At 63.0% G+C, this 22206-nt stretch carries 17 protein-coding genes; 6 read left to right on the forward strand and 11 right to left on the reverse strand.

Features of this window, described 5'->3' with window-relative positions; translation table 11 throughout:
- Positions 1-96: 96 nt before the first annotated feature.
- From HNE_RS01975 to HNE_RS01985, 3 genes are all read left to right on the forward strand, one after another.
- Positions 97-2139, forward strand: a complete 2043-nt coding sequence (locus HNE_RS01975; RefSeq protein WP_011645424.1) for a TonB-dependent receptor plug domain-containing protein — start codon at positions 97-99, stop codon at positions 2137-2139.
- 148 nt (positions 2140-2287) lie between these two features.
- On the forward strand, positions 2288-2947 hold the full coding sequence (locus HNE_RS01980; RefSeq protein ID WP_148205783.1) for a DUF5343 domain-containing protein: 660 nt from the start codon (positions 2288-2290) through the stop codon (positions 2945-2947).
- Positions 2948-2955: 8 nt separating this feature from the next.
- Positions 2956-3429, forward strand: coding sequence for a TIGR02391 family protein (locus tag HNE_RS01985; RefSeq protein WP_011645426.1), 474 nt, complete (start codon positions 2956-2958; stop codon positions 3427-3429).
- Positions 3430-3541: 112 nt separating this feature from the next.
- Here HNE_RS01985 and murB read toward each other — a convergent pair whose 3' ends face one another.
- Both murB and HNE_RS01995 read right to left on the reverse strand, forming a co-directional pair.
- Positions 3542-4513 (reverse strand): UDP-N-acetylmuramate dehydrogenase, encoded by a 972-nt coding sequence (gene murB, locus HNE_RS01990; RefSeq protein ID WP_011645427.1) that lies wholly within the window; start codon positions 4511-4513, stop codon positions 3542-3544.
- Between the two features lie 84 nt (positions 4514-4597).
- Positions 4598-5215: a hypothetical protein gene (locus HNE_RS01995; protein ID WP_011645428.1), complete on the reverse strand. Its 618-nt coding sequence runs from the start codon at positions 5213-5215 to the stop codon at positions 4598-4600.
- A 253-nt stretch (positions 5216-5468) separates the two neighbouring features.
- On the opposite strand from HNE_RS01995, the gene HNE_RS02000 reads away from it, so the two are divergent.
- Entirely contained in the window at positions 5469-7916 is a 2448-nt protein-coding gene (locus HNE_RS02000; protein ID WP_011645429.1) for a sensor histidine kinase, read from the forward strand.
- A 197-nt stretch (positions 7917-8113) separates the two neighbouring features.
- Here HNE_RS02000 and HNE_RS02005 read toward each other — a convergent pair whose 3' ends face one another.
- Entirely contained in the window at positions 8114-9427 is a 1314-nt protein-coding gene (locus HNE_RS02005; RefSeq protein ID WP_011645430.1) for a dicarboxylate/amino acid:cation symporter, read from the reverse strand.
- Positions 9428-9552: 125 nt separating this feature from the next.
- On the opposite strand from HNE_RS02005, the gene hrpB reads away from it, so the two are divergent.
- Positions 9553-11991 carry an ATP-dependent helicase HrpB gene (gene hrpB / locus HNE_RS02010; RefSeq protein WP_011645431.1) on the forward strand — a complete coding sequence of 813 codons (2439 nt, stop codon included), beginning with the start codon at positions 9553-9555 and terminating at the stop codon, positions 11989-11991.
- Between the two features lie 21 nt (positions 11992-12012).
- A complete protein-coding gene (dacB, locus tag HNE_RS02015) occupies positions 12013-13455 on the forward strand; it encodes a D-alanyl-D-alanine carboxypeptidase/D-alanyl-D-alanine endopeptidase (protein WP_011645432.1) in 1443 nt (480 codons plus the stop codon).
- A 12-nt stretch (positions 13456-13467) separates the two neighbouring features.
- Here dacB and HNE_RS02020 read toward each other — a convergent pair whose 3' ends face one another.
- From HNE_RS02020 to HNE_RS02055, 8 genes are all read right to left on the reverse strand, one after another.
- On the reverse strand, positions 13468-13896 hold the full coding sequence (locus HNE_RS02020; protein ID WP_011645433.1) for a hypothetical protein: 429 nt from the start codon (positions 13894-13896) through the stop codon (positions 13468-13470).
- 169 nt (positions 13897-14065) lie between these two features.
- Complete coding sequence (locus HNE_RS02025; protein WP_011645434.1) at positions 14066-15637, reverse strand: amidohydrolase family protein; 1572 nt, start codon at positions 15635-15637, stop codon at positions 14066-14068.
- Between the two features lie 98 nt (positions 15638-15735).
- Complete coding sequence (locus HNE_RS02030) at positions 15736-16869, reverse strand: AraC family transcriptional regulator (RefSeq protein ID WP_011645435.1); 1134 nt, start codon at positions 16867-16869, stop codon at positions 15736-15738.
- Between the two features lie 112 nt (positions 16870-16981).
- The gene (locus tag HNE_RS02035; RefSeq protein ID WP_011645436.1) at positions 16982-17629 is read right to left on the reverse strand and encodes a pseudouridine synthase; all 648 of its coding nucleotides are present in this window, start codon (positions 17627-17629) and stop codon (positions 16982-16984) included.
- Positions 17626-19050 (reverse strand): sensor histidine kinase, encoded by a 1425-nt coding sequence (locus tag HNE_RS02040; RefSeq protein WP_011645437.1) that lies wholly within the window; start codon positions 19048-19050, stop codon positions 17626-17628. Before HNE_RS02040 ends, HNE_RS02035 begins: the two co-directional genes overlap by 4 nt.
- A gap of 60 nt (positions 19051-19110) precedes the next feature.
- Positions 19111-20544 carry a dihydrolipoyl dehydrogenase family protein gene (locus HNE_RS02045; protein ID WP_011645438.1) on the reverse strand — a complete coding sequence of 478 codons (1434 nt, stop codon included), beginning with the start codon at positions 20542-20544 and terminating at the stop codon, positions 19111-19113.
- Entirely contained in the window at positions 20537-21289 is a 753-nt protein-coding gene (locus tag HNE_RS02050) for a TVP38/TMEM64 family protein (RefSeq protein WP_011645439.1), read from the reverse strand. Before HNE_RS02050 ends, HNE_RS02045 begins: the two co-directional genes overlap by 8 nt.
- A 114-nt stretch (positions 21290-21403) precedes the next feature.
- Positions 21404-22105, reverse strand: coding sequence for a DUF547 domain-containing protein (locus HNE_RS02055; RefSeq protein ID WP_148205784.1), 702 nt, complete (start codon positions 22103-22105; stop codon positions 21404-21406).
- Positions 22106-22206: the final 101 nt, after the last annotated feature.

Consider the following 22206-nt stretch of genomic DNA (forward strand, 5'->3'; position numbering starts at 1 on the left):
CAATATTGATAAGCGGCAAACAGATACTGAAAAACGGTAATTTCGGGCGGCGGGAGGCTGTCTCGGGGGACCAGGCGAAAAACCGGAGATTGACCCATGCTGCTGAAGACCCTGCTTCTCGGAAGCCTTGCTGCGATTGCATTGACGGGGGCGGCGATTGCCGACGATACCAGTACGGACCGTTCCGTTTATGCGGCGGAGGACTTTGCCCAATATGGCCCGGTCAATGCGCTGGACATGGTGCGCCGCATTCCCGGCTTTGCGATCCAGAGCGATGACAGCGGCAATCGCGGCTTTGGCCAGGCGCGGGGGAATGTGCTGATCAACGGGCAGCGGGTGTCGGCCAAGGACAATGGCGCGCAGACGGCGCTGGGGCGGATCGCGGTGGCGCGCGTGGTGCGCATCGAGGTGCTGGACGGGACGCAGCTGGATATTCCGGGGCTGAGCGGCAAGGTGGTCAACGTCATCACCGACGGCGAGGGCACGACCGATGGCACCTGGCGCTACAAGATTCGCCTGCGGGAAAACCTGCCGCCCTCGCTGAATGAAGGCACGCTGACGCTGGCCGGGGCGAAAGGCGCGCTGAGCTGGAGCGTTGAGGCCGACAGCGCGCCCCAGCGGGCGGCAGACGCTGGCTGGCGGCTGATCGCGGACGGGCAGGGCGCCCTGCTGGAACAGCGCGAGGAGGACTACACCCGCGTGATCGACGACATTTCCCTCTCCGGGTCGCTCGGCTGGAAACCGGCGAGCGGGGTGATTGCCAATCTCAATGGCAAGATCGGCGTGTGGGAGATGGACGGCAAGCAGATTTCCAAGACCTATCCGCTGGGCGGGGCAGAGGGGCGGCGCCTGTTCCGCTTTGCCGAGGATGAGTGGAATGCCGAGCTGGGCGGGGACTATGAATTCGGCGCGGGGCCGGGCCGGCTGAAATTCATCGGCCTGGCGCGCCATGAGCACAGCCCCTTCGTGGACCGCTTCCTGATGGCGGGGCTCGATGGGTCTGGCCAGTATGCCTCCAATTTCGAGCAGACGGTGGACGAGGGCGAATACATTCTGCGCAGCGAATATGCCCTGCAAACGGGGCAGGGGCGCGACTGGCAGATTTCGGCTGAGGGCGCGTTCAACTTTCTGGAGGCCGAAACCGGCCTTGAGGAAGCCAATGGCGGCGGGCCGCTGGTGCCCGTGCCGCTGGACCTGGCCAACACCCGCGTGGAGGAGCGCCGCGGCGAGGTGATCCTCACCCATGGGCGCACGCTGACACCCAAGCTCAGCCTGCAGATTTCCGGCGGGATGGAATATTCCGAGCTCACACAATCGGGCGACGCGGAGAATGCGCGCGAATTTACCCGGCCCAAGGGCTTTGGCAGCCTTTCCTGGCAGCAGAGCGATACGCTGAAACTCGTCGGCAAGGTGGAGCGGCGGGTTGGCCAGCTCGACTTTTATGATTTTATCTCATCGGTGAACCTCGACCTTGGCAATGGCCAGTCCGGCAATGCCGAGATCGTGCCCAACCAGTCCTGGCGCTATTCGCTCGAAGCGCAGAAGGATTTCAAGGGCTGGGGCGCCTCCACCGTGCGCCTGATCTATGTCGATCTGGAAGACGTGGTCGACCAGGTGCCGATTGGCGAGGGCGCGGGGCCGGGCAATATTGCCAGCGCCACGGCCTATGCGGTGGAAACCGAATCGACGCTGAAGCTCGCCAAGCTCGGCTTCACCGGCGCGGAGATCACCGCCAAGGGCCGCTATTATGATACCGAGGCGGACGATCCGGTGACCGGCATCCGCCGCTCGATCAACGGCCATCTGATTTATGATTACAATATCGAGCTGCGCCAGGATGTTCCGAGTACGAACATCGCCTGGGGCGTGATCCTGGAGGGCTTCAAGCAGGAGCCTTATTACCAGCTGTCAGAGGCTGAACTTTCCGGCAACGAGCCGGCCTTCCTGATGGCCTATCTCGAACACAAGGACATCGCCGGCATGACCGGCACAATCGCCATCGGCAACCTCACCAACCAGAAAGACACCTACTGGCGCCGCATCTATGACGGCGACCGGAACGGGCCCCTGACGCGCACGGAGGAATATTCGCGGTCATTCGGGGGGATTGTGACGGTGGAATTGAAGGGGAAGTTTTGAGGGGGGTATTTGTGACAACTCACTTAGACCCTGCTAGTTTTCTATCAATTGTGAACGCAAGCGCTCCAATCAATGAAATAATTCCCCATTGAAAACAGTTCTTGCTCTCCCATCTATCTCACAATTCTAGTTTTGGTTGGGTGGGAAAGTGGCGAACCAATATCCTTACGTCTCTTCAGCAGGCTCTATTGGCCAAGCTTTGGAGCAGTTTCGTAAGAAACTGCCTCAGACTATAGATTCCGATACGTTGAAACAGTTGGAGCTAGCTCCAAACAATGAATCCTATTTGATCAATGTATTGAAGTTCATCGGGATCGTAGATGAAGCAGGCAAAGCTGACTCGAAGAAGTCAGAGATATTCTACGCAGACGATACGCAGTATATAGCAGGGTTATCAGAACTTATTGAAGCAGCCTACTCTTCATTGTTCGATCTACATGGGGCGGTCGCTTGGAACCTCGACAAGGGAAAGCTGACGAGTTTTTTCCGGCAGGCGGACAAGACTAGCGAAATTGTAGGAGGTAGGCAGACAAATACTTTTGTTGCTCTAGCGGTTGCCGCGAAAAAGAGGGATGGAGTGGAGGATAAAGGAACATCTAACGGAACTTCAAAACCCAAAAAGTCTCCCAAGCCAACTGTGGTAGCCAAGAAGACGACAGTTGCCGAGCAGACAACTGTCGAGTTGGCAAAACCGAATGGCTCCCCAGTGTCACTCAATGTCCGAATTGAAGTAGTTCTTCCTTCGAATTCTACTAAGGAAACTTACGACAATATATTTAAGAGCATTCGAGAGAACCTGATTGACTGAGCCGTACAATGGATCTCGACAAATTTGAAAAGTTGGTGCGGTCGGCCAAGCAGATTTCTTCTGGCGAAGAGCCCCGACAATCACATCCGTTTTTAGACCGGAGCGTCCATCAATCATTTCCTCCGAAAGTTAGGAAACTATTTGATGATGGTCATTGTGCCGAGGCTACATTTGAGGCCTGCAAGTTCTTCGATAGAAGAGTTGCGCAAGCTAGTGGTATATCTGAATCCGGATTTACCTTAATGATGAAGGCGTTCAGCGAGAAGAATACGATAATTAAAGCCACCTTGCTCCAAGGCGAATCTGGAGAGAACGAGCAGGTTGGAATTAAACATATCGCCGCTGGAATGATGTCTGCCATGCGTAATCCTAAAGGGCATGAGTATGATTTAATGGATTCGCCAGATGTTTGTCTGGATCAGCTTTCCATAATCTCTGCGCTTATGCGCCAAATTGAATCTGCTCACGGTGACATATTCTAATAAGAAGCAAGCGTAGGGTGGATTGAGTGGAGCGATACGCACCGTTTGGGATTGAGATGGCGGGTTACGCCTTCGGCTAACCCGCCCTACGGGATGGGTTGCTCTCCGCCCCCTAGACCCTCTGCACACGTCCCATGCGGCGGACTTCCCAGCGGAGTTCCACGCCTGAATTTTCCAGCACCCTTGCCCGGACCAGTTCGCCGAGGGCTTCGAGGTCGGCGGCGGTGGCGTCGCCCGTGTTGATCAGGAAGTTGCAATGCAGGGGCGAGACCTGCGCGCCGCCGACTTTCAGGCCGCGGCAGCCGGCGGCGTCGATCAGTTTCCAGGCGGAGCGCTGATCGGGCGTGCCCGGAGGGTCGGGATTAGCGAAGGTGGAGCCGGAGGTTTTTTCTTTTATGGGCTGGGTTTGCGCGCGGCGGGCCTGAAGGGCGGCGATGTCTGCGCTGATCGCTTCGGGGTCGCCAGCGCCGGTGCCTTCCAGGATGAGGCGGGTGACGATCAGGTCGTCTGGCAAATCGGTATGGCGATAGGAGAAGTGGGCCTCGGGCAGGGCGCCGGGCTTGCCGGGGCCGCGATAGGCGACGCGGCTGCCATCGCGGCGGAAGCCATGCAGGGCGACGAGGCGGTCGCGTAGCTCGCTGCCATAGCAGCCGGCATTGGTGCGGGTGGCCCCGCCCAGCGAGCCGGGAATGCCGGAGAGGAATTCGAGGCCCGTGATGCCGTTGGCGGCCGCCGCTTTGGCGACGGCAAGATCGAGCGCGCCGGCGCGGGCGGTGAGCGTGATGCCGTCAAGGGCTTCGATCTCGCCCCAGTATTTGCCCATCAGGCGGATGACGATACCGGGAATGCCGCCATCACGGACGATGAGGTTTGAGCCCACGCCCAGCGGGGTGACAGGGATGGCGGGGTCGAGCGCCTTGAGGAAGGCTTCGAGGTCTTCCTCATCGGCGGGCAGGAAGAGGGCGTCTGCCGGGCCGCCGACGCGGAACCAGGTATAAGGCGCAAGCTCCGCCCCGCGCAGCAGCTTGCCGCGCACGTCTGGCAAGGTGGGGAGCAGATCGGGAGAGGGGGATGTGGGGGTCATGGCTGCAACGGGTTTCCTGCAACCGCGCGCCCTGTCAAGCCAGCTGCCGGGCCAGCCACCGAGTCAGCCGCCGGGGGCAGGGCCTCAGCGCTGAGGCCCGCCGGGGGGCAGTTCGCCGCGGGCGAGACCGCCCTGGGCGAGGCGCCGGTCTTCCTTCTCGGGCTTTTCCGGGGCGGCGAGGCTGGCGATTGCGATGTCGCCCGCGCTGTCCTGATAGGTGGCGGCCAGCTGGAGGATCACCGTGTAGAATTCTTCATAGGTCACGATCCGGTCGAGATTGGGGTCGAAGCGGACGGGGTTGGCGAGGGTATCGTCGCGCACGGGCATGCCGGCGGCCCAGGCCTGCTGTTCCAGCGCGGTCAGCTCGCCATCGCCATTGGCATCGGCCAGCTGGTAGGCGGCGGTGATGCCGGTGCGCAGTTCTTCCTGGGAAATCACGCCGTCGCGGTTTGCGTCGAAGCTGACGATCAGCACGCCGCCGGGAACGAGGCGTTCCGCCTTACCGCCGGGCAGGGCCATCTTGTCAGGCTGGCCTGCGCCCTGGCCGGGCAGGCGCACGATGTCGTCGATGTCGGCCAGCTCGGCATCGGCCAGCTGTTCATTGGTGAGTTCGGCGGTTTTGGTTTCCGCGTCATCGCCGGACGCCCCTGCGGTAAACGGCAGGGCGAGGGACAGGGCAAGGCAGGCAATAAGAGTGCGCATGCGGGGTAAGCTCCTGAAGGGCAGGCCGGTTTAACCTAAGTAGGTGTGGCGTCTTTGCAACACCTATCTGCAGGCTGGGGAATGCCTACACCGGCCGATCTGAACGCAGCCTGACGGAAGCAGTATTAACCCCGCCTTAACGCTCGCAGCACCATTCATTAACCAGTATAAACCTTCGCGAGTCGCGGCGTCGTTGGCGCGCGGCCGGCAATGATCGGCGTATGGCGCGCCAAAATAGAGGCCCGGTAGCTCGATGACCGCTGAACAGATGCCCATTCTGATGGCTATTGGCACCGCGCTGCTGGCGCTTGGGGCGTTGCTCTGGGCGCTGCGGGTGTCGGATGGCGCGCGCGGGGCGGCCAAACGCTACCGCGAAGTGGCCGGGGACCGCGAAACCGAGAATGCCGGGCTTAAATCTGTGTTAGGTGCGCATCCGGGCGTTATCCTTGTCTGGCAGGGCGACGCGCTGGAGCTGGACGGGGACGAGATTACTCCGCCGGAGCTTTATGGTTCGCCGGTGGCGCTGGCGGGGCTTTTGAGTTTTACCGATGATGCGATCTCGCCGGACCCGGCGGTGCGCATCGTTGAGGGGCTCGCCGATCTGGAAGCGCGCGACTCGGCAGGGCAGGACACGACGCTGCGCATCCGCCTGCGGGAACTGCGCGAGAGCGGCCAGCCTTTCTCGCTGACGATCATCGGCACCTCGGGACGTTTCCTGGAAGCTGACGGGCGCACGGCGGGCGTGCGCGCGGTGGTCTGGATCAACGACACGACGATCAAGGGGCTGGAGGAAAGCTCGGCCCGCGGCAAGCTGGAAGAGGCGCGGCAGGTGATTGCGCGCGACCCGACGGCGTTCCTCGACATGCTGGGCAAGGCGCCGTTCCCGGCCTGGCGGGTTTCGGGCATGGGGCGCCTGCAATGGGCCAACCCTGCCTATATCGAAGCGGTTGATGGCGGCAATCTCGACCGCGTGCTGGAGCGTCAGCTGATGCTCGACCAGGCGGTCAGCGAGCAGGCGCGCAAGACGATCACCGACGGCGCCGAGCATGACGAGACCCGGCATATCGTGGTCAACAACCAGCGCCGGGCCATGCGCGTGCTGACCTTTGCCCTGTCGGGCGGGGCCGGGTGTATGGCGTTTGACGTGACCGAGCAGGAGAACTCCCGTGAGGAGCTCAACCGCCATGTGCGCGCCCATGACGAGACGCTGAACCATGTGGCCGACGCGGTGGCGATCTTCGGGCCGGACCGGAAGCTGAACTTCTACAACAAGGCGTTCCGCGACATGTGGGACCTGGAGGAGACCTTCCTCCTCGACCGGCCAAGCCATGGCCAGCTGCTGGACCGGCTGCGCGAGAAGAAAAAGCTCCCGGCCCGGATGAACTATGCCGAATGGCGCGCCGAGGAGATTTCCTATTATCTCGACATCGACGGGGTGAAGGAAGACAAGTGGTCGCTGCCCGATAACCGCACGCTTTCTGTCACACGCCAGCGCCACCCGATGGGCGGTTTGCTGGTCCTGTTCAAGGACATCACCGACCACCTTTCGCTGCAGACGCGCTTCAACGCGCTGATCAAGACGCAGTCTTCGACGCTGGACAATCTGCATGAGGCCGTTGCCGTGTTCGGATCGGACGGGCGGCTGCGCCTGCACAACCGGGCGTTCGAGCGGGTGTGGGATATTCCCGCCGACCGGCTGAAAGACCGCCCTGATTATGCCGATGTGATCAGCGGCTGCGTGCCGTTGTTTCATGACATGGACATCTGGGACGCGATCAAGGTGCACATCACTGACCCCACCGCGCGCCAGTCCACCACTGGTGAGATGCGCCGGTCTGACGGCTCGCTGCTGACCTATCTGACCCATCCGCTGCCGGATGGAAATACGATGATCGCCTTTGCCGATGTCACGGCCACGCGCCGGGTGGAATCGGCGCTGCGCGACCGGGCCGAAGCGTTCGAGGCGGCCGACCGGCTGAAGACCGAGTTTGTGCGCAATGTGAGCTATCAGCTGCGCTCGCCGCTCACCACGATCTTTGGCTATGCCGAACTGCTGGAGACCCAGCGCAATGGCCCGCTGACCGAGCGGCAGACAGACCACGTCCGCGCCATTCTTTCCGCGTCGGACCATCTCAACAAGCTGATCGAGAACATTCTGGATCTTGCGCTGATCGAGGCCGGGCGTCTCGATCTGGAGCTCAGCGAGCTGGATCTGGAAGAGGTGATCCATCAGAGCGTGGAACTGGTCGTGTCGAAGGCCGAAGACACCGAGGTTTCGGTGCGCGCCGACATTACCGGGCGGCTCGGCCAGATGCGGGGCGATGAGCGCCGGATCAAACAGGTATTGTTCAACCTCATCTCCAACTCGCTGCGCTTTACCGAGCCGGGCGGGGAGATTGTGGTGTCCGCACAGCGCATGGGCGACATGATTACCCTCAGTGTACGGGACAATGGATCGGGCCTTGAGGCCGACAAGCGCGCCACCAGCTTTGACAGCTTTGTCTCCGGTGACCAGCGCGGCGCGGGGCTCGGCCTGGCGCTCGTGAAACACTTCATCCATCTGCATGGCGGCACGGTGGGCATGAAATCGGTCGATGGCGGCGGGCTGGAGGTGACCTGCTGGTTGCCCTCGCAGGCGCCGGTTACCGCGTCGCTGCCCCCCAGCCAAAGCGCGTTCGAGCCCCAGCCCACGGCGCACTGATCCGGCATTTCCGGCCCAAAGAAAAAGCCCGGCCTCATCGTGAGGCCGGGCTTTTGCGTTGAGGGGCATTACGGGCGCCTTACTCTTTTAAGGGCAAAGGCGGCGCGGGTTTGCGAGGCTCGAGGCAATAGCGTCTGGCCTCGCCCCCTCATCCCTAACCCCTCCTTCTCCCCCTGGGGGAGAAGGGGTTTTGCGGGTCAGACCGGGTCTTTTGCCCGGAAGACGTCTTCGTCCAGGTCGCCTTCCCATTTGGCGACGGCTGTGCCGACAGCAAGGTCACCGGTGATGTTGGTCACTGTGCGCATCATGTCGAGGATACGGTCGAACGGGAACAGGACGGCGATGATCAGCACGATCTGTTCGGGGTTGGCGCCGACGATGCTGAGCGTGGTGGTGGCCAGCAGCAGGCTGACCGAGGGCACGCCCGCCGTGCCGATCGAGACCAGTGTCGCCATGAGAATGATGGTCAGATACATGCTCGGCTCCATCGGGATGCCAAGCGCCTGAACGGCAAAGAGGGCGATCAGCCCCTGGTAGAGCGCCGTGCCGTCCATGTTGATCGTGGCGCCCAGCGGCAGGACCGAGGAGGCAATCGGCTTGCCGATGCCGAGATTCTTGGTGGCGCAGGAAATCGTCATTGGCAGGGTGGCGTTGGAAGAGGAGGTCGAGAAGGCCACCATCTGCGCGTCAAACACGCCGCGCAGGAAGGGAAGGAGCGGCAGGCGCAGCACGCCCTTCACGATGAAGCCATAGGTGAACAGGATGTGCAGGATACAGGCGCTGTAATGGGCCAGCGTCATCTTGCCGAGTACGGTGAGCACGCTGAGCCCCCGGTCTCCCATCACCCAGGCCATCAGGGCCAGCACGCCCAGCGGCGCGGTTTCCATAACGATCAGGGTCAGCTTCATGATCGCTTCAGAGGCTGAGGCGAAGAGCTTTTCGACCGGCTTGCCCGCTTCCCCGGCCATCATGATGCCGATGCCCAGAAGGATGGCAAAGAAGATGATCTGCAACACATCGCCCCTGGCGAGGGCATCAATCGGATTTTTCGGGATGATCGAGAGCAGCGTATTCATCAGCTGCTCGCCCACCGTGCCGGGCGGCGCGTTGGCGGCGAGGCGCGAGCGGGTTTCTTCAATGTCTGTGGTCGAGGCGATGGACGTATCAAAGCCCGCGCCGGGTTGAACCAGCGTCCCCATCAGCAGGCCGAAGCAGATCGCGAAGACGGTGGTGATCATATACATCGCCATCGCGCGGCCGCCGAGGCTGCCGAGACGTTTGGGATCGCCCATTGCCAGCACGCCGGAAACCAGGGTGGTGAAGATCAGTGGCACAACCAGCATCTGGATCAGGCTGATGAAGGCGTCGCCGACCGGCTTGAACCAGGTGGTGACGAGTTCGCTGCCCCGCTCCGGGCCAAGGCCATAGCGGAAGGCCAGACCTATCAGCGTGCCCAGGACGAGGCCGAGCAGCACACGCTTCCACAGATCGATTGCAAACCAGGCCTTCATACGCCACTCCCAGCAGTTACCCTGAGGCAACGGTAGGGGGCAGGGCTGGAGAAGGCAACTGTCGGGGCTGCAGCGATTGCGCCAGCGCTTGCCATTGGGGCAGGGGCGGCCCTATCAGCAGGCAGATGACCCCTTCTGAGGCCCTTCCGATTGATGAGGCGATGCCGGAGATCCTCCGCGCATTGGCGGCAGGGCCGCGCCTTGTGCTGGCCGCTCCGCCGGGCGCGGGCAAGACAACGCGCGTGCCGCTCGCTCTGGCGGGGCTGCTGGGCGCGCCGGGCGTGATCGAGGGGCGCATCATCCTGCTGGAACCCCGACGGGTGGCCGCCCGCATGGCGGCCGAGCGGATGGCGTCCTCGCTGGGCGAGCGCGTCGGCCAGACCATCGGTCTCACCACCCGTGTGGACCGCAAAGTTTCCAGGGGCACCCGCATCGAGGTTATCACCGATGGCCTCTTCACCCGCCGTATCCTGGCCGATCAGGAACTGACCGGCATTGGCGCGGTGGTGTTTGACGAATTTCACGAACGGCGCCTGAACGCCGATCTCGGCCTGGCCCTCGCGCTGGAGGTGCAATCCATCCTGCGGGAAGACCTCCGCCTTCTGATCATGTCGGCCACGCTGGACACGGGCGCGGTCTCCCGCGCCATTGATGCCCCGGTGATCGAGAGCGAGGGGCGGATGTATCCGGTGGAGACACGCTATCTCGGCAAGTCCGACGACCGGATCGAGGACCGGATGCCCAAGGTGATCCGCCAGGCCCTGCGAGAGGAGCCGGGCTCTGTGCTGGCCTTCCTGCCGGGCGCGCGGGAGATCAACCGCACGGCCGAAGCGCTGACAGGGCTCGGGCCGGACATCCTCATCGCTCCGCTCTATGGCGCGCTTTCGCCGGGCGAACAGGACGCTGCCGTCTCGCCCGCCCCGCCGGGCAAGCGGAAGATCGTGCTGGCGACTGACATTGCCGAAAGCGCGCTGACGATTGAGGGGGTACGGATCGTTATCGATTCGGGCCTCTCGCGCGTGGCGGAGGAAGACCTGGGCGGGCTGGGCAGCCGGCTGACGACTGTGAGGGCCTCGCGGGCTTCGGCAGACCAGCGCCGGGGGCGGGCAGGGCGCACATCGCCGGGCGTCTGCTATCGCCTCTGGGATGAAGCCGCCACGCGCGGCCTGATGGCAGCGCCGACGCCGGAAATTCTGGTTACGGATCTTTCCGGCCTTGCTCTCACGCTGGCGGAATGGGGCGCGCCGGACGCTGGCGCGCTGACCTGGATGGACGCGCCACCTGCCGGAAAGCTGAAAGGCGCGCGCGCCGGGCTCATCGCGCTGGGCGCGCTGGACGCAGACGGGGTGCTGACCCCGCGCGGCAAGGAAATGGCGCGCCTGCCGCTGCCGCCGCGCCTTGCCGCGCTGGTGGCGTCGGCCCCCGGCGCGCCCGAGAAAGCCCTCGCCGCCGAGATTGCCGCTATGATGGGCGAGCGCGGCATGGGCGGGGACAGCAGTGATCTCACCCAGCGTCTCCAGCGTTTCCGCACCGATGGCAGCCCGCGCGCCCGCGCGCTGAAGCAGCAGGCCAAAAGCTGGGGCGGGGGAGAGACGCCGGGCGGCGATCTGGCAAAGCTGCTCGCCCGCGCCTGGCCTGACCAGGTGGCGCGGCGGCGGCCGGGCAGCGCGGGCAGCTATCTCATGGCTTCGGGGCGCGCGGCAGGTGTTCAGCCCTCTGACGGTTTGGCCAAGTCTGACTGGCTGGTCGTGGCTGATCTGGGCGGGGCGGCGAAGGAGCCCCGCATCCTGCTGGGCTTGCCTGTCACCGAGGCAGAGGCGCTCGCCAGCCAGAAGACCATAACCGAAGAACGGGCCGCGTTTGATCCGAAGACGGGCAAGTTCACCGCCCGGCGCGTCAAGGCGCTGGGCGCGATTGTCCTCTCCGAAGCGCCGCTGCCCAAGCCTTCGGCAGAGGCGGCAGCCACCGCAATGCTGGCAGCGATCGAGACGGATGGATTTGCAGCCATCGGCGCGGGTGATGTGATTGAGGAAACCCTCAGCCGTCTGCGTATTCTCGCCGAAGCCGGCCTGATCGAGGCGCCGGATATTTCGCCAGAAAGCCTCGTGTCGGGGGCGCCGGTCTGGCTGAAGCCCGCCCTGAAGCGGCGCGGGGCGCAGCTGCCCGAAGATCACGATGTGCGTGAAGCGCTGGTCCAGTCGCTCGATTGGCCGTTGCAAGAGGCGCTGCGCAATCATGCGCCGCTGAGCCTGGAGCTGCCCTCGGGTCAGAGCGCCAGGGTGGACTGGCTGGACCCGCGTGCGCCGCTGGTCTCAGCGCGGGCGCAGGCGTTCTATGGGCTGACCGAACACCCGAAGATTGCCGCGGGCCGCGTGCCGGTCACCGTTGAGCTGCTGTCGCCGGGCATGAAACCGGCGGCCACCACGCAAGACCTCGCGCGGTTCTGGGGGGCAGGCTATAAGGACATGGCCAAGGACATGCGCGGGCGCTATCCAAAGCATGACTGGCCGGACGACCCGGCAAATGCCCGCGCGCATGAGGGGCGCACCAAGAAACGCCTCTAGGCAGGAAAAGGACGGTGACGGATGATCAGGCCCCGCTTTCTCTCTGGCGCGCTCGCCGCTGTCGTCTTTGCGGTGTCGGCCTGTACCACCACACCTGCCGAGCCGCCCCCGCCAGCGCCCTTCGAGGCGATGCAGGTGGAGGGCGTGCGCTGGGGCGTTTCGGTCATGACGCTGGACGGGCGGGAGGTGTTTTCGCGCAGCGCTGAGGAGCGGTTCATTCCGGCCTCCAACACCAAGGTGTTCACATCGGCCGCCGCGTTTCACTATCTCACTGGCCTGGATACGCCAGACCCGGCCGGGGGCACGTCGCTCTGGCTGGAGCCGGGCGGGGAGGGCGAGGCGCCTGATCTTGTGCTGATGGGCGCTGGCGATCCGGGCCTCATGGATAGTGCCGATTGCGTGGATAATTGCCTGCATCAGCTCGCGGACGCTGTGGTCGCTGCCGGCATCACGCGCGTGGGAGATGTGATCGGGGACGACACCCTGCTGCCCGCCGCGCTCTGGGGGCAGGGGTGGAGCTGGAACAATTTCGTCTGGTATTATACTGCGCCCATCTCAGCTTTGACGGTGAATGAGAATACGCTCGGATTGACCGTCTCTCCGGGCGCAGCGCCGGGCGAGCCAGCGGTGCTCAGCTGGGCGCCGGGAGATGATCTCCTCCTGGTCGATAATAAAGTTATCACGGGACCGCCGGGCAGCTTGCAGACGCTGCGCATGGTGCGGGTGCCCGGCCTCGAGATGCTTCGGCTCACCGAATATATTCCGGCTGATGCCGCGCCGCGCATGTATGCGGTGGCGATGCACGATCCGGCGGAGACAGCGGCGCTGCGCTTTGTCCGTCTCCTGATAGAGCGCGGGGTAACCGTTGAGGGCCTGATGCGCGCGCGCCATGAGGCGGATGATAGTCCGGCCGAGCAGGTGCTGATCGCTCGTCTCACGCCGGCGCCGATCAAGGCAAGCATCGGCCGCATCCTCGTCAACAGCCAGAACCTGCATGCCGAGCTTTTGTTGCGCAAGATTGCGCTCGCGCGGGGGCAGCTTTCGCCTGAGGGCGGCCAGGAAGTGCTCACCGCGCTGGTGGCTGAAGCGGGGCTGACGCCGGTGGAAGCGGAGCTCTTCGATGGCTCGGGCCTCTCCACCTATAACCGGGTCACGCCGCGCGGTATGGCGCAGTTCCTGCGCTGGGCTGCCGGCCAGCCTTGGGGAGACGCCTGGCGCGCCATGCTGCCCGTGGGCGGGGCAGACGGCACGCTGGCGCGCCGCTTCAAGGGCACGTCTCTGGAGGGCAAGGTGTTCGCCAAGACCGGTTCGCTGCACGGCGTCAACGCGCTCTCCGGCTACATGACCGCGCGCAGCGGCCAGACGCTGGTGTTTGCCGTCTACGCCAATGACCGCCCGGCAGACGCCCCCTCGATCATCGCCGAGATGGACGCCAATCTGGTGCGCATCGCCGAAGCGAATTAGTCCGTAGGGCGATCAGTTCGGGCGGCGGGTCGTCTCGTCGTTCCAGTCCATGCCCATCGATTTCTTCATCCAGTCGGAGAAGGTGCCCGGCTTTTTCAGGGCATTGGCTTCCAGCGAGCCATAAGAGGCAAGTGTGCCCTCCTTGCCTTCCAGGCGCACGCCGCGAATGCGCTCGCCCACATGGGAAAAGTCATAGGATTGGGCCGGATCAAGGATCAGCATCACCTGCTCGCCGCCGCGTCCTTCAAGGTCGCGCCCGAAGACGAGGCCGTAGACCTTCTCGCGGCCCCAGAGCCCATGGCTGGCGGCCTGGCGCTTGCCATCGAGCAGCACTTCATCCCAAAGCAGGTTGCGCCGCCATTGCAGCACATGCATCCGCTCGCCCGAGACGATCTTGATATCAACTTCGTGCAGCGCAACGCGGACGAGTTCAGCATGCATGGGGTGGCTCCTCAAGTTCTTATCGTTTTTCAATATAAGAGCGGCACGCCCCCGTCAACACCTCGATTAGGCGTCTGAGCGCGGAGCTTGATTTTCCCTGATGTCTTTCGGCGATGTTGCAGGCATCGGCTTGCCGCCGGAAACCCTGAAGCGGAGATACCGGCAGACGCTATTGATAGAGCTCTAGGTCGAACTTCCGGCTTTCTGCGTTGGTCTCTCTGACGGCTTCCAGCATGGCGTCGAGCTGGGCGCGATCGAGAATGCGTCCGTTCAGGATAACCGTGTCGATGGATGTTGTGTTTTCAATATCGGTGAGCGGGTTTTCGTTCAGCAAAACCAGATCCGCCCGGCGCCCGGTTTCGATGATCCCGGCATTGTTCCTGATGATCTGCGCGGGCGCGGCCGTCGCCGCATAAATTGCCTGCGCCGGGGACATTCCCGCACGGCTCAGAGACTGCAATTCATCATGCAGGGAAAAACCCGGTATGGTCAGCCATGCATTTGCATCTGTTCCCGCAAGGACTGTGACGCCGCCTTCCACCATTGCCTTCAGCAGGATGTGGTGGGCTTCTTCGCGGGCATCCCAAAACGCCTTGTTCCGCGCAATTTCTTCGGGCGTATTGCCTGCGTAGGTATGAAATTTGTTTCGCGCGGGAAGCCAGCCTAATCCCAGCACTGAGTTGCCTTCGACGATACCGGGATTGGCATATTCCAGCGGCACCTCGGCAAGGGCGGCCTCCAGATCAAATACCTGTTTCTTGAAGCTCTCGGTCAGCCAGAGCGTGCTGTGCACAGCGACGTCATTTGCCACCAGATCGGAGATGATTTCGGCTTTCCGGCTTTCCACGAACTCGATAAACGCCTCACCTCCCTGACTACGGAAGCTGCCGAACTCCAGAAGCAGGCCTTTTACAATTTCCTCGATATGAGCAATTTCACGCAGCTTCGTTGTGCGCAGCTCACTCAGCGGCATTGCGTCAGGCAAATGCCCGGCACTTGGGACATCAAGTTCGTCTGCAACGTCCAGGATGGCACGATAGCTGTCCATGTCGAGGAACCCATAGAGCTTGATGCCGTCATAACCCTTCTGAATGAAGGACCGCGCGTCTTCAGCTGCCTGTTCTGAACTGGACGTAGAGTGCATGTTGAAGGCCAGCTCGGCAAACCAGATGGCAACAGGTCCGGAAAACCAGTCGGGTCCGGCAGAGGTCAAGCCGGTCGCAGATGCCATCGCCGTCGATGACACATAGAAGCGGGGCCCAATACGGCCGTTTTCTATCTCTCGCTTGAGCGCCAGGTCTGCGTCAGACCCGCCCATGCTGCGGATTTGCGTCACACCATTGGCCACATACAGCAGCAGATCATTGGGGCTGCGTTGCAGATGCACATGTGAATCGATGAGGCCGGGGATCAGGAATTTCCCCTCGCCGTCAATGACGAACATTCCGTCTGGAACCTCACCATCCGGCGCGACAGAAACAATCTCCCCGTTCTCCAGCAGCACAGTCCTGTTCGCCAGCATTTCTGTGCCGTCCGGCGACAGGACGCTGACATGGGTTATCGCGGTTGGTTTCGCTTCGGCCTGAAACGGCGCATGACCGGCAACGCCGGTTTGACCGCCATAGACCCGGTCAACGTCGCGGTTGATGAGAATGAACAGGACGGCCACCGCCAGCAGGATCAACACTGTGATCACGCCTCCGGCTCTCAAGCTCCACTTTCCGATCGTGCTGAAACGCATGGGGTCACCCTCTGTCTGATTGCTCTGATGCGCCTTTCAAGCGCGTCTCATCAGGATCAGCGTCCAGATTGATCGAATTGGACGTTTGGAAGGAGGTTTCAGCGGTTTTGCGGCGCCAATGCCTTTCGGTATTGGGTCGGGGTCTGGCCGGTGAACTGTTTGAAAATCGCGTTGAAGGTGCTCTTGGAAGAAAACCCGGCCTCCAGAGCAATATCGAGAACGGTCTGTTCCGTTTTTTCCTCAAGGCGTTCGCGCACAAATTCGACGCGATACCCGTTAATGAACTCGTAGAAGTTCTTGCCCGCATGCCGGTTGAGAACCTCTGACACATGATGCTTGCTCAAGCCGGTTGCGGCTGAAAGACGGGTCAATGTCAGCCCGCTATCAAGGTAAAGCCTGCCGCCCTCGACTTGCCGTTTGACTGTCTCGAACAGCGCCGCGCGAGTGGCCGGATCGAGCTCACCCTCCGGGGAGGAGATGTCTTCGCCGGAGTTTTCGGGGACAGGCCTGGACCGTTCTTCAGAGAGGTTTGGGATTGAGAAGAACTGGGGGTTGCGCCACTGCATGATCGCGATGGCGTAGACGAGCACGATCAAAAACAAGTTCGCGCTATCGGTGAAAACTCTCGGCGCAGATGCAGGTCCGGGCAGCGCCTTGAGAGACCAGACGATGAGGCTCAGCGCCTGTAATGTAAGCAGCCAGTTGAAGACCGATGGGTCGAAGTTTGCCAGATTGTCGCCCGCCTGTCGCCGGTAACGCCAGATAATCAGGCCGGTCCAGCCCGCATAGGCATAGGCCAGAGCAACGGGCACATATTCCGTGATTTGCAGGCGAAGACTGCCTGGCTCAGCCCCGGCAATCCAATGCGCCATTTCCTGTGGATCGGACAGCAGAACGTCAGCGATCAGAACGTAACAGAACAACCACGGGATCAGATGGAGAAGGTCACGCCGAACCAACGGCGTTTCGAGAATGGCGGTCCGGCAGTAAAGATACCCAAGCGGCCCCAATGCCACCGGGAAAAAGAACACAAGCCCGAGCGTCCTGGCAACGGCATCGTTGCCGGCATGGGTCAACAGGAATGGCATCAGGAAAACGAGCGCCACCAGGAAACAGATGACGCCCAGAATTCGGCTGGCCGTATTCATCCGCCCATCGGCGATCAAAAGTCCGGCGAGCAGGCAGCCCTGAAAACAGCCGATAACCGATATGTATTCCTGTAATGTAGACATCGGGACGATGTTCTACCCAAACTCTTTGAATGCGAAAGCTTTTCGCGCCACACATCCTTTCAAAATATGCTCTGCGCGCCGTTTGCCGGACGTATGAAAGCCATCCTCTCCTTCAGAAAGGGCAGGGCAGCTCAAAATCCATCCGTTCACCCGTTACGGGATGGGCAAAGGCGAGCCGCGCGGCATGCAGCGCGAGACGCGGGCGGGCGGTCAGGGCCTCGCCCGCCGCATAAAACTCGTCCCCGAGGATCGGATGGCCGATGGCGGCGAGATGCACGCGGAGTTGATGCGAGCGCCCGGTGAGCGGCGTGAGCTTCAGCCGGGTGTGGGCGCTCTGCGGGTTGAGGGTTTCATACAGTGTCCGGCTCGGCTTGCCGATCTCATGGTCGACCTTCTGCAAGGGGCGGTTCGGCCAGTCGGTGATCAGGGGCAGATCAATCTCGCCGCGGGCAGGCGCAGGCACTCCCCACACATCAGCGAGGTAGGATTTCTCCACCTCGCCCCGCTCGAAGAGGCCCGACAGCGCCCGCTGTATCTCCTTGCTGCGCGCCATCAGAAGAAGGCCGCTGGTGGCCATGTCCAGCCGGTGCACGGTCAGGGCATCGGGAAACTCTGCCTGCACGCGGGTTATCGCGCAGTCTGCCTTGTCCACGCCCCGTCCGGGTACGGAGAGGAGGCCGGAGGGTTTGTCGATCAGGATCAGATGGTCATCGCGGTAGATGTAGGACACCGGCCCGCGCGCCGGGGCATAATGGCTCATGCGCTCAGGCCCGGCAGGTCGAGCCGGAAGACGGTGCCCTCCGGGCCTGTGCGGGCCAGTGTGAGGCTGCCGCCGAGCGCCTGCGCCAGTTCATGCGCAATCACCAGGCCCAGCCCCGTGCCGCCCACGCGGCCAGAGCCGGAGAAGGGGCGAAAGAGGTTTTCCTGCGTCTTTTCGGGCACGCCGGGGCCGTTATCGGCAAACAGCAGCGCGCCGTCTTCAATCCGTATCCGGATTTCCGGGGCGGGCGTCTCCACCTGCCGCATCGCCTCAGCGGCGTTGCGGATGAGGTTGGCCGCAATCCGGTGCAGATGGTCGGCGTCTGAGCGGATCACCAGCGTTTCGGGCACGTCGATGTCGGTGGCCACGCCGTTCTCCACCAGCGCTTCTTCTGCGGCGCCTTGCAACACGCTGAGCAGGCGCACGGTCTGCATCACCGGCGCGCGCGGGGCGGCCTTGCCATAGTCGAGCGTGGCGGTGGCAAGCTCGATGGCGCGTTCCAAGGCGCGTTTGAGGCGCGGGGCGGCGCGCTGCACGCGCGGGTCTTCCGAGGCGGCAAGGCCATCGGAGACAAGCTGGGCCGAGGCCAGCGAGTTGCGCAGATCATGGTTGATCTTGGCCACGGCGCTGCCGAGCTCGGCAAGGTGGGCGCGCTGGCGGAAGGCATCGGCCACGGCCTCTTCCATTCCGGCGAGGGCATTCTGTGCACGGCCGATCTCGTCGCGCCGCTTTGTGGGCGAGAGGCGCCGGGTCCAGCTGCCGGGGTCCCGGCTGAACTGTTCCACGCTCACGGTCACCCGCCGCACGGGGCGCACCACAAACACGTCCAGCACCAGATAGATGACCGCCGCCGCCACCAGCGCAATGATCAGCGACAGGCCGGTTACGCGCCAGGCAAGGTCCACCATTGTCTGTTTCAGCGGCGCCTGGGGCACCACCACTTCGATCACCCGGCCGGCGTCAGACCCTTCGGCGATCACCACCAGCATCTGGCCTTCGGGCGCAAAATATTCGCTCAAGGCCGCCGCGCTCTGGCCCATCATGGTCGGCGCGCGCAAGTCCACGATCCTTGTGGGCGCTTCTTCCACCGGCATGGCCGGGGCGAGCAGCTGGAAGCGCATCTCGTCTTCCACCTCGGTGACGGCCAGCACTTCGGCCTTTTCCAGCAGGCTTTCGGACAGCTCCTCGGACACCTCCCGCATGGGGGCGGCTTCCAGGGCGAGCGCCGCAATCCGGGCGGCCTGCACCCGCTCGCTCAGCCACTGGGTGCGCGCATTGCTGGCCGAGGGTACGAAGATCAGCGCCTCTGTCAGCAGGATGGCGCCCAGCGTCAGCGCAAAGAGGCGCGCAGCCAGGCTCTCCGGCAGGCGCCGGAACCGGCGCTGCGGGGCAGGGGTGGGGGAAGGGCCAGGCTCACTCACGGGCGGAGACTTATGCCAAAACCGCCGCAAGGGAAACGGGCTCCCGAAGCTGAGCAATGCTCAGGGTATTTTTTGCAGAATGCCGACCAGTGTTCGGGCAGGGGCGCCAAACACGCTGGGTGTGAAATAGGCAGAAGCCGCCCGCTTCACCACTTCGGTGCGTGTGGGATAGGGCGAGATGAAATTCGTCAGCGCCGTCAGCTTCAGACCGTTGGACATCGCCAGGCCCACCATCTGGATAATGTCGCCTGCGCCTTCGCCGACGATCGAGGCGCCGACCAGCTTGCCTTTGTGGATTACGAGCTTGGCTTCGCCCAGCGTTTTGGCCTCCGCAATCGCGCGGTCATTGTCATGAAAAGGGAAGGCAGAGGTTTTAACTGCGTCGCCGAATTTTTCCCGCGCTTCGGCTTCGGTGAGGCCGACCTGCGCGACTTCCGGTGAGGTATAGGTCACCGCTGGCAGGGGCAGGCTTGAGGCTTTCGAGCCCTGCTTGAAAAACGCCCGGCGCACGAACACCGAGGAATGCCAGCCGGCCAGATGCGTAAACTGGCCATGGCCGGCAATATCGCCCAGCGCCCAGACGCGCGGATTGCTCTTTGAGCGGAGGGTGTCGCTGACGGTGACGCCTTTGTTGGTGAAGTCGACGCCGCCTTTTTCCAGGTCGAGGCCATCGGTCACCGCCTGGCGGCCTGTGGCGATCAGGATATGGCTGCCCGCGATCATAACGTCGCCCTCAGGCCCTTCGGCCTTGACGCTGATATTGCCCGGCCCGCCGGAAATACGCGTGGCCTTGTGCCCTTCCAGGATCGTCACGCCTTCGGCGCGCACCGCGTCAACGGCGATTTTTGCATGGGCGGCGTCAGAGCGGGGCAGCGCGCGGCCCATCTCCACAACGGTGACCTTGGAGCCGAGCCGGGAGAACGCCTGCGCCAGCTCCAGCCCTATGGGGCCACCGCCGAGGATGATCAGCTCATGGGGAAAGTCCGGCGCCGAGAAGATGGTCTCATTGGTGAAATAGGGCACGTCTTCCAGGCCCGGCACGGGCGGGATGATCGCCCGGCTGCCGGTGGAGATGATGATGCGCCGCGCCTTCACGCGCACGCTGTCAGAGACGAGCGTGTTCTTGTCCTCAAAGCGCGCGGCTTCGCGGATGACGGTGCAGCCAAGGCCCTCGAAGCGTTCCTGGCTGTCGATGGGGGCGATGGTCTCGATCGCGCCGCGCACATGCGCTTTCACCGCGTCCCAGTTCACCACCGCCGGGGGCAGGGAGATGCCATAGCGGACGGCCTCTTCGGGCACATGGGCAATCTTGGCGGCCGAGATCAGCGCCTTGGAGGGTACGCAGCCGAAATTCAGGCAGTCTCCGCCCATCTCATGTTTCTCGAAGAGGACCACCTTGAGGCCCAGCATCGCAGCGCCCGCTGCCGCAGAGAGGCCGGCGGAGCCTGCGCCGATCACGGCCAGATCAGCCTTCAGGGTACGGAGTTCAGACATTGGCAGGCGCCTTCTTGGGGAAAAGTTTCTTGTAGACTGCCGGGATCAGCGACACCACGCCGAGCGCAATGAAGGCAGGCAGGAAATTCGAGGCGAGCGAGCCGATGTCCGGCGTGCCGCCTTCCAGCAGGGTGCCTTTCACCGCCGCGCCGATCCAGGTGTAGGCCAGCGTGCCGGGGATGATACCGAGGAAGGTGGTGATCAGGTAATCGCGGTACTTCGCGCCCAGCAGGGCCGGCGCAATGTTCACCGCTGCAAACGGGAAGAGCGGGATGAGGCGCAGGGCAAACATGTAGGAGAAGGGACTTTCGGCAAAGCCTGCCTGCATCTTGCCGAGGAACGGCCCGGCCACATCGCGCAGCACCGCGCCGATGGATGTCTTGGACGCAAAGAACAGGATCGAGGCGCCGATGGTCGCCCCGATCACGGTCGCCGGCGTCCCCAGCGCCAGGCCGAAGAGAAACCCGCCCCCGATGGTCAGCGCGCTGCCTGGCACCATGAACGTCGTCGCCGCCGCATAGACGAGCACATAGGCGGCCAGCGCCAGGAGCAGGTTTTCGCGCACCATCGCGTCGAGCGCGACGGCATTGGCCGACAGCGACTCGAGCGTCAGATATTCGTGCCAGCCCTGCGAGAGGGCGAGGCCAAGTCCGGCGAGGATGATGTAAACCGGCCAGAGGCGGCGCCAGAGGGGCGCCGGGCGCTTGGGCGCGATGTCGTTCGCCGGGGGCGGAAGGTCGGTCACGTCTGGGGCTCTTTTCGTTGGAGGTTTGGTCTGCGCCGTTGGAGTTTTCTTGGTGTTTTTCGGCGCCTCGTTGGAGGAATCGTTGGAGTTTTTTGAGGGACTTATCCCTCATTTTCAGGGCGTTTGAATATCGTTGAGGGACCAGTCATAGCTGTCCCTTACGATCTTTGGATTGGCGCGGATGTCATCTGCGAGACTTGGGGCAGCATATTTCACAAGATGGGCAATGACCGCTTCTTTCGAGCCGCCGAAATCAGCCTGAAACCAGTCATATATGGATGAAACGGTGAGGCCTTTGGCCGTCACCGTCACCCCGCGCGGATGGTTCACATAGGCGCGCGCCGCCGCGTCGAGATCGGCTTCCAGTGTCGCCGCTTCCCAGGCTTTCCGGGGCAGGTTGGGGCAGCTGTAGGACGCGCAGTTGATGGCGTAATGGACCTCCGGCGTGCCCCATGTCTTGCGCAGGATCTTGTGCTCGATGGTGTCAAGGCTCACCTCCTGGCCACCCGCCCGCACCTTGATATCTTTCCACGGCCCGCCGATCAGGAACCCGTCCTTGATCGATTTTACGGGATATTTTTCAATGATGTAGCGAACGGTGACGGCGTTGTAGATGTTGGCCCAGGCGGCGAAGTTGGCATCGGTCCGGGCGGAAAGATCGGCCTGCGCAAAGCGGGCGATGTAGGCGTCCAGCGCGGCCCGGTCGGCCTTGCTGGCGGCAAAGGCGGCGTAATCGACGCGCGTGATCCCGTCGGGGGCGGCGATCACATATCTTTCCAGCAGGCGGGTCCAGTCGGCATGGACGGCTTGGGCCATTGCGGCGTCCTCTGATGAGTTTAGGGAAACGAGCGGCCGTGTGTCCGCTGTCTGGGCCGACGCCGCAAGAGGGCCGCCCGCGAGGGCAAAGCCAAGCAGAC

The sequence above is a fragment of the Hyphomonas neptunium ATCC 15444 genome, assembly GCF_000013025.1.
Taxonomy (GTDB): Bacteria; Pseudomonadota; Alphaproteobacteria; order Caulobacterales; family Hyphomonadaceae; genus Hyphomonas; species Hyphomonas neptunia.

Coding starts and splice junctions, on each gene's coding strand:
- HNE_RS02030 (WP_011645435.1), bottom strand. CDS start 16,869: ATGTCTACATTACAGGAATACATATCGGTTATCGGCTGTTTTCAGGGC.
- HNE_RS02035 (WP_011645436.1), bottom strand. CDS start 17,629: ATGAGCCATTATGCCCCGGCGCGCGGGCCGGTGTCCTACATCTACCGC.
- HNE_RS01995 (WP_011645428.1), bottom strand. CDS start 5,215: ATGCGCACTCTTATTGCCTGCCTTGCCCTGTCCCTCGCCCTGCCGTTT.
- HNE_RS01975 (WP_011645424.1), top strand. CDS start 97: ATGCTGCTGAAGACCCTGCTTCTCGGAAGCCTTGCTGCGATTGCATTG.
- HNE_RS02045 (WP_011645438.1), bottom strand. CDS start 20,544: ATGTCTGAACTCCGTACCCTGAAGGCTGATCTGGCCGTGATCGGCGCA.
- hrpB (WP_011645431.1), top strand. CDS start 9,553: ATGACCCCTTCTGAGGCCCTTCCGATTGATGAGGCGATGCCGGAGATC.
- HNE_RS02005 (WP_011645430.1), bottom strand. CDS start 9,427: ATGAAGGCCTGGTTTGCAATCGATCTGTGGAAGCGTGTGCTGCTCGGC.
- HNE_RS02055 (WP_148205784.1), bottom strand. CDS start 22,105: ATGGCCCAAGCCGTCCATGCCGACTGGACCCGCCTGCTGGAAAGATAT.
- murB (WP_011645427.1), bottom strand. CDS start 4,513: ATGACCCCCACATCCCCCTCTCCCGATCTGCTCCCCACCTTGCCAGAC.
- HNE_RS01985 (WP_011645426.1), top strand. CDS start 2,956: ATGGATCTCGACAAATTTGAAAAGTTGGTGCGGTCGGCCAAGCAGATT.
- HNE_RS02025 (WP_011645434.1), bottom strand. CDS start 15,637: ATGCGTTTCAGCACGATCGGAAAGTGGAGCTTGAGAGCCGGAGGCGTG.
- HNE_RS02000 (WP_011645429.1), top strand. CDS start 5,469: ATGACCGCTGAACAGATGCCCATTCTGATGGCTATTGGCACCGCGCTG.
- dacB (WP_011645432.1), top strand. CDS start 12,013: ATGATCAGGCCCCGCTTTCTCTCTGGCGCGCTCGCCGCTGTCGTCTTT.
- HNE_RS02020 (WP_011645433.1), bottom strand. CDS start 13,896: ATGCATGCTGAACTCGTCCGCGTTGCGCTGCACGAAGTTGATATCAAG.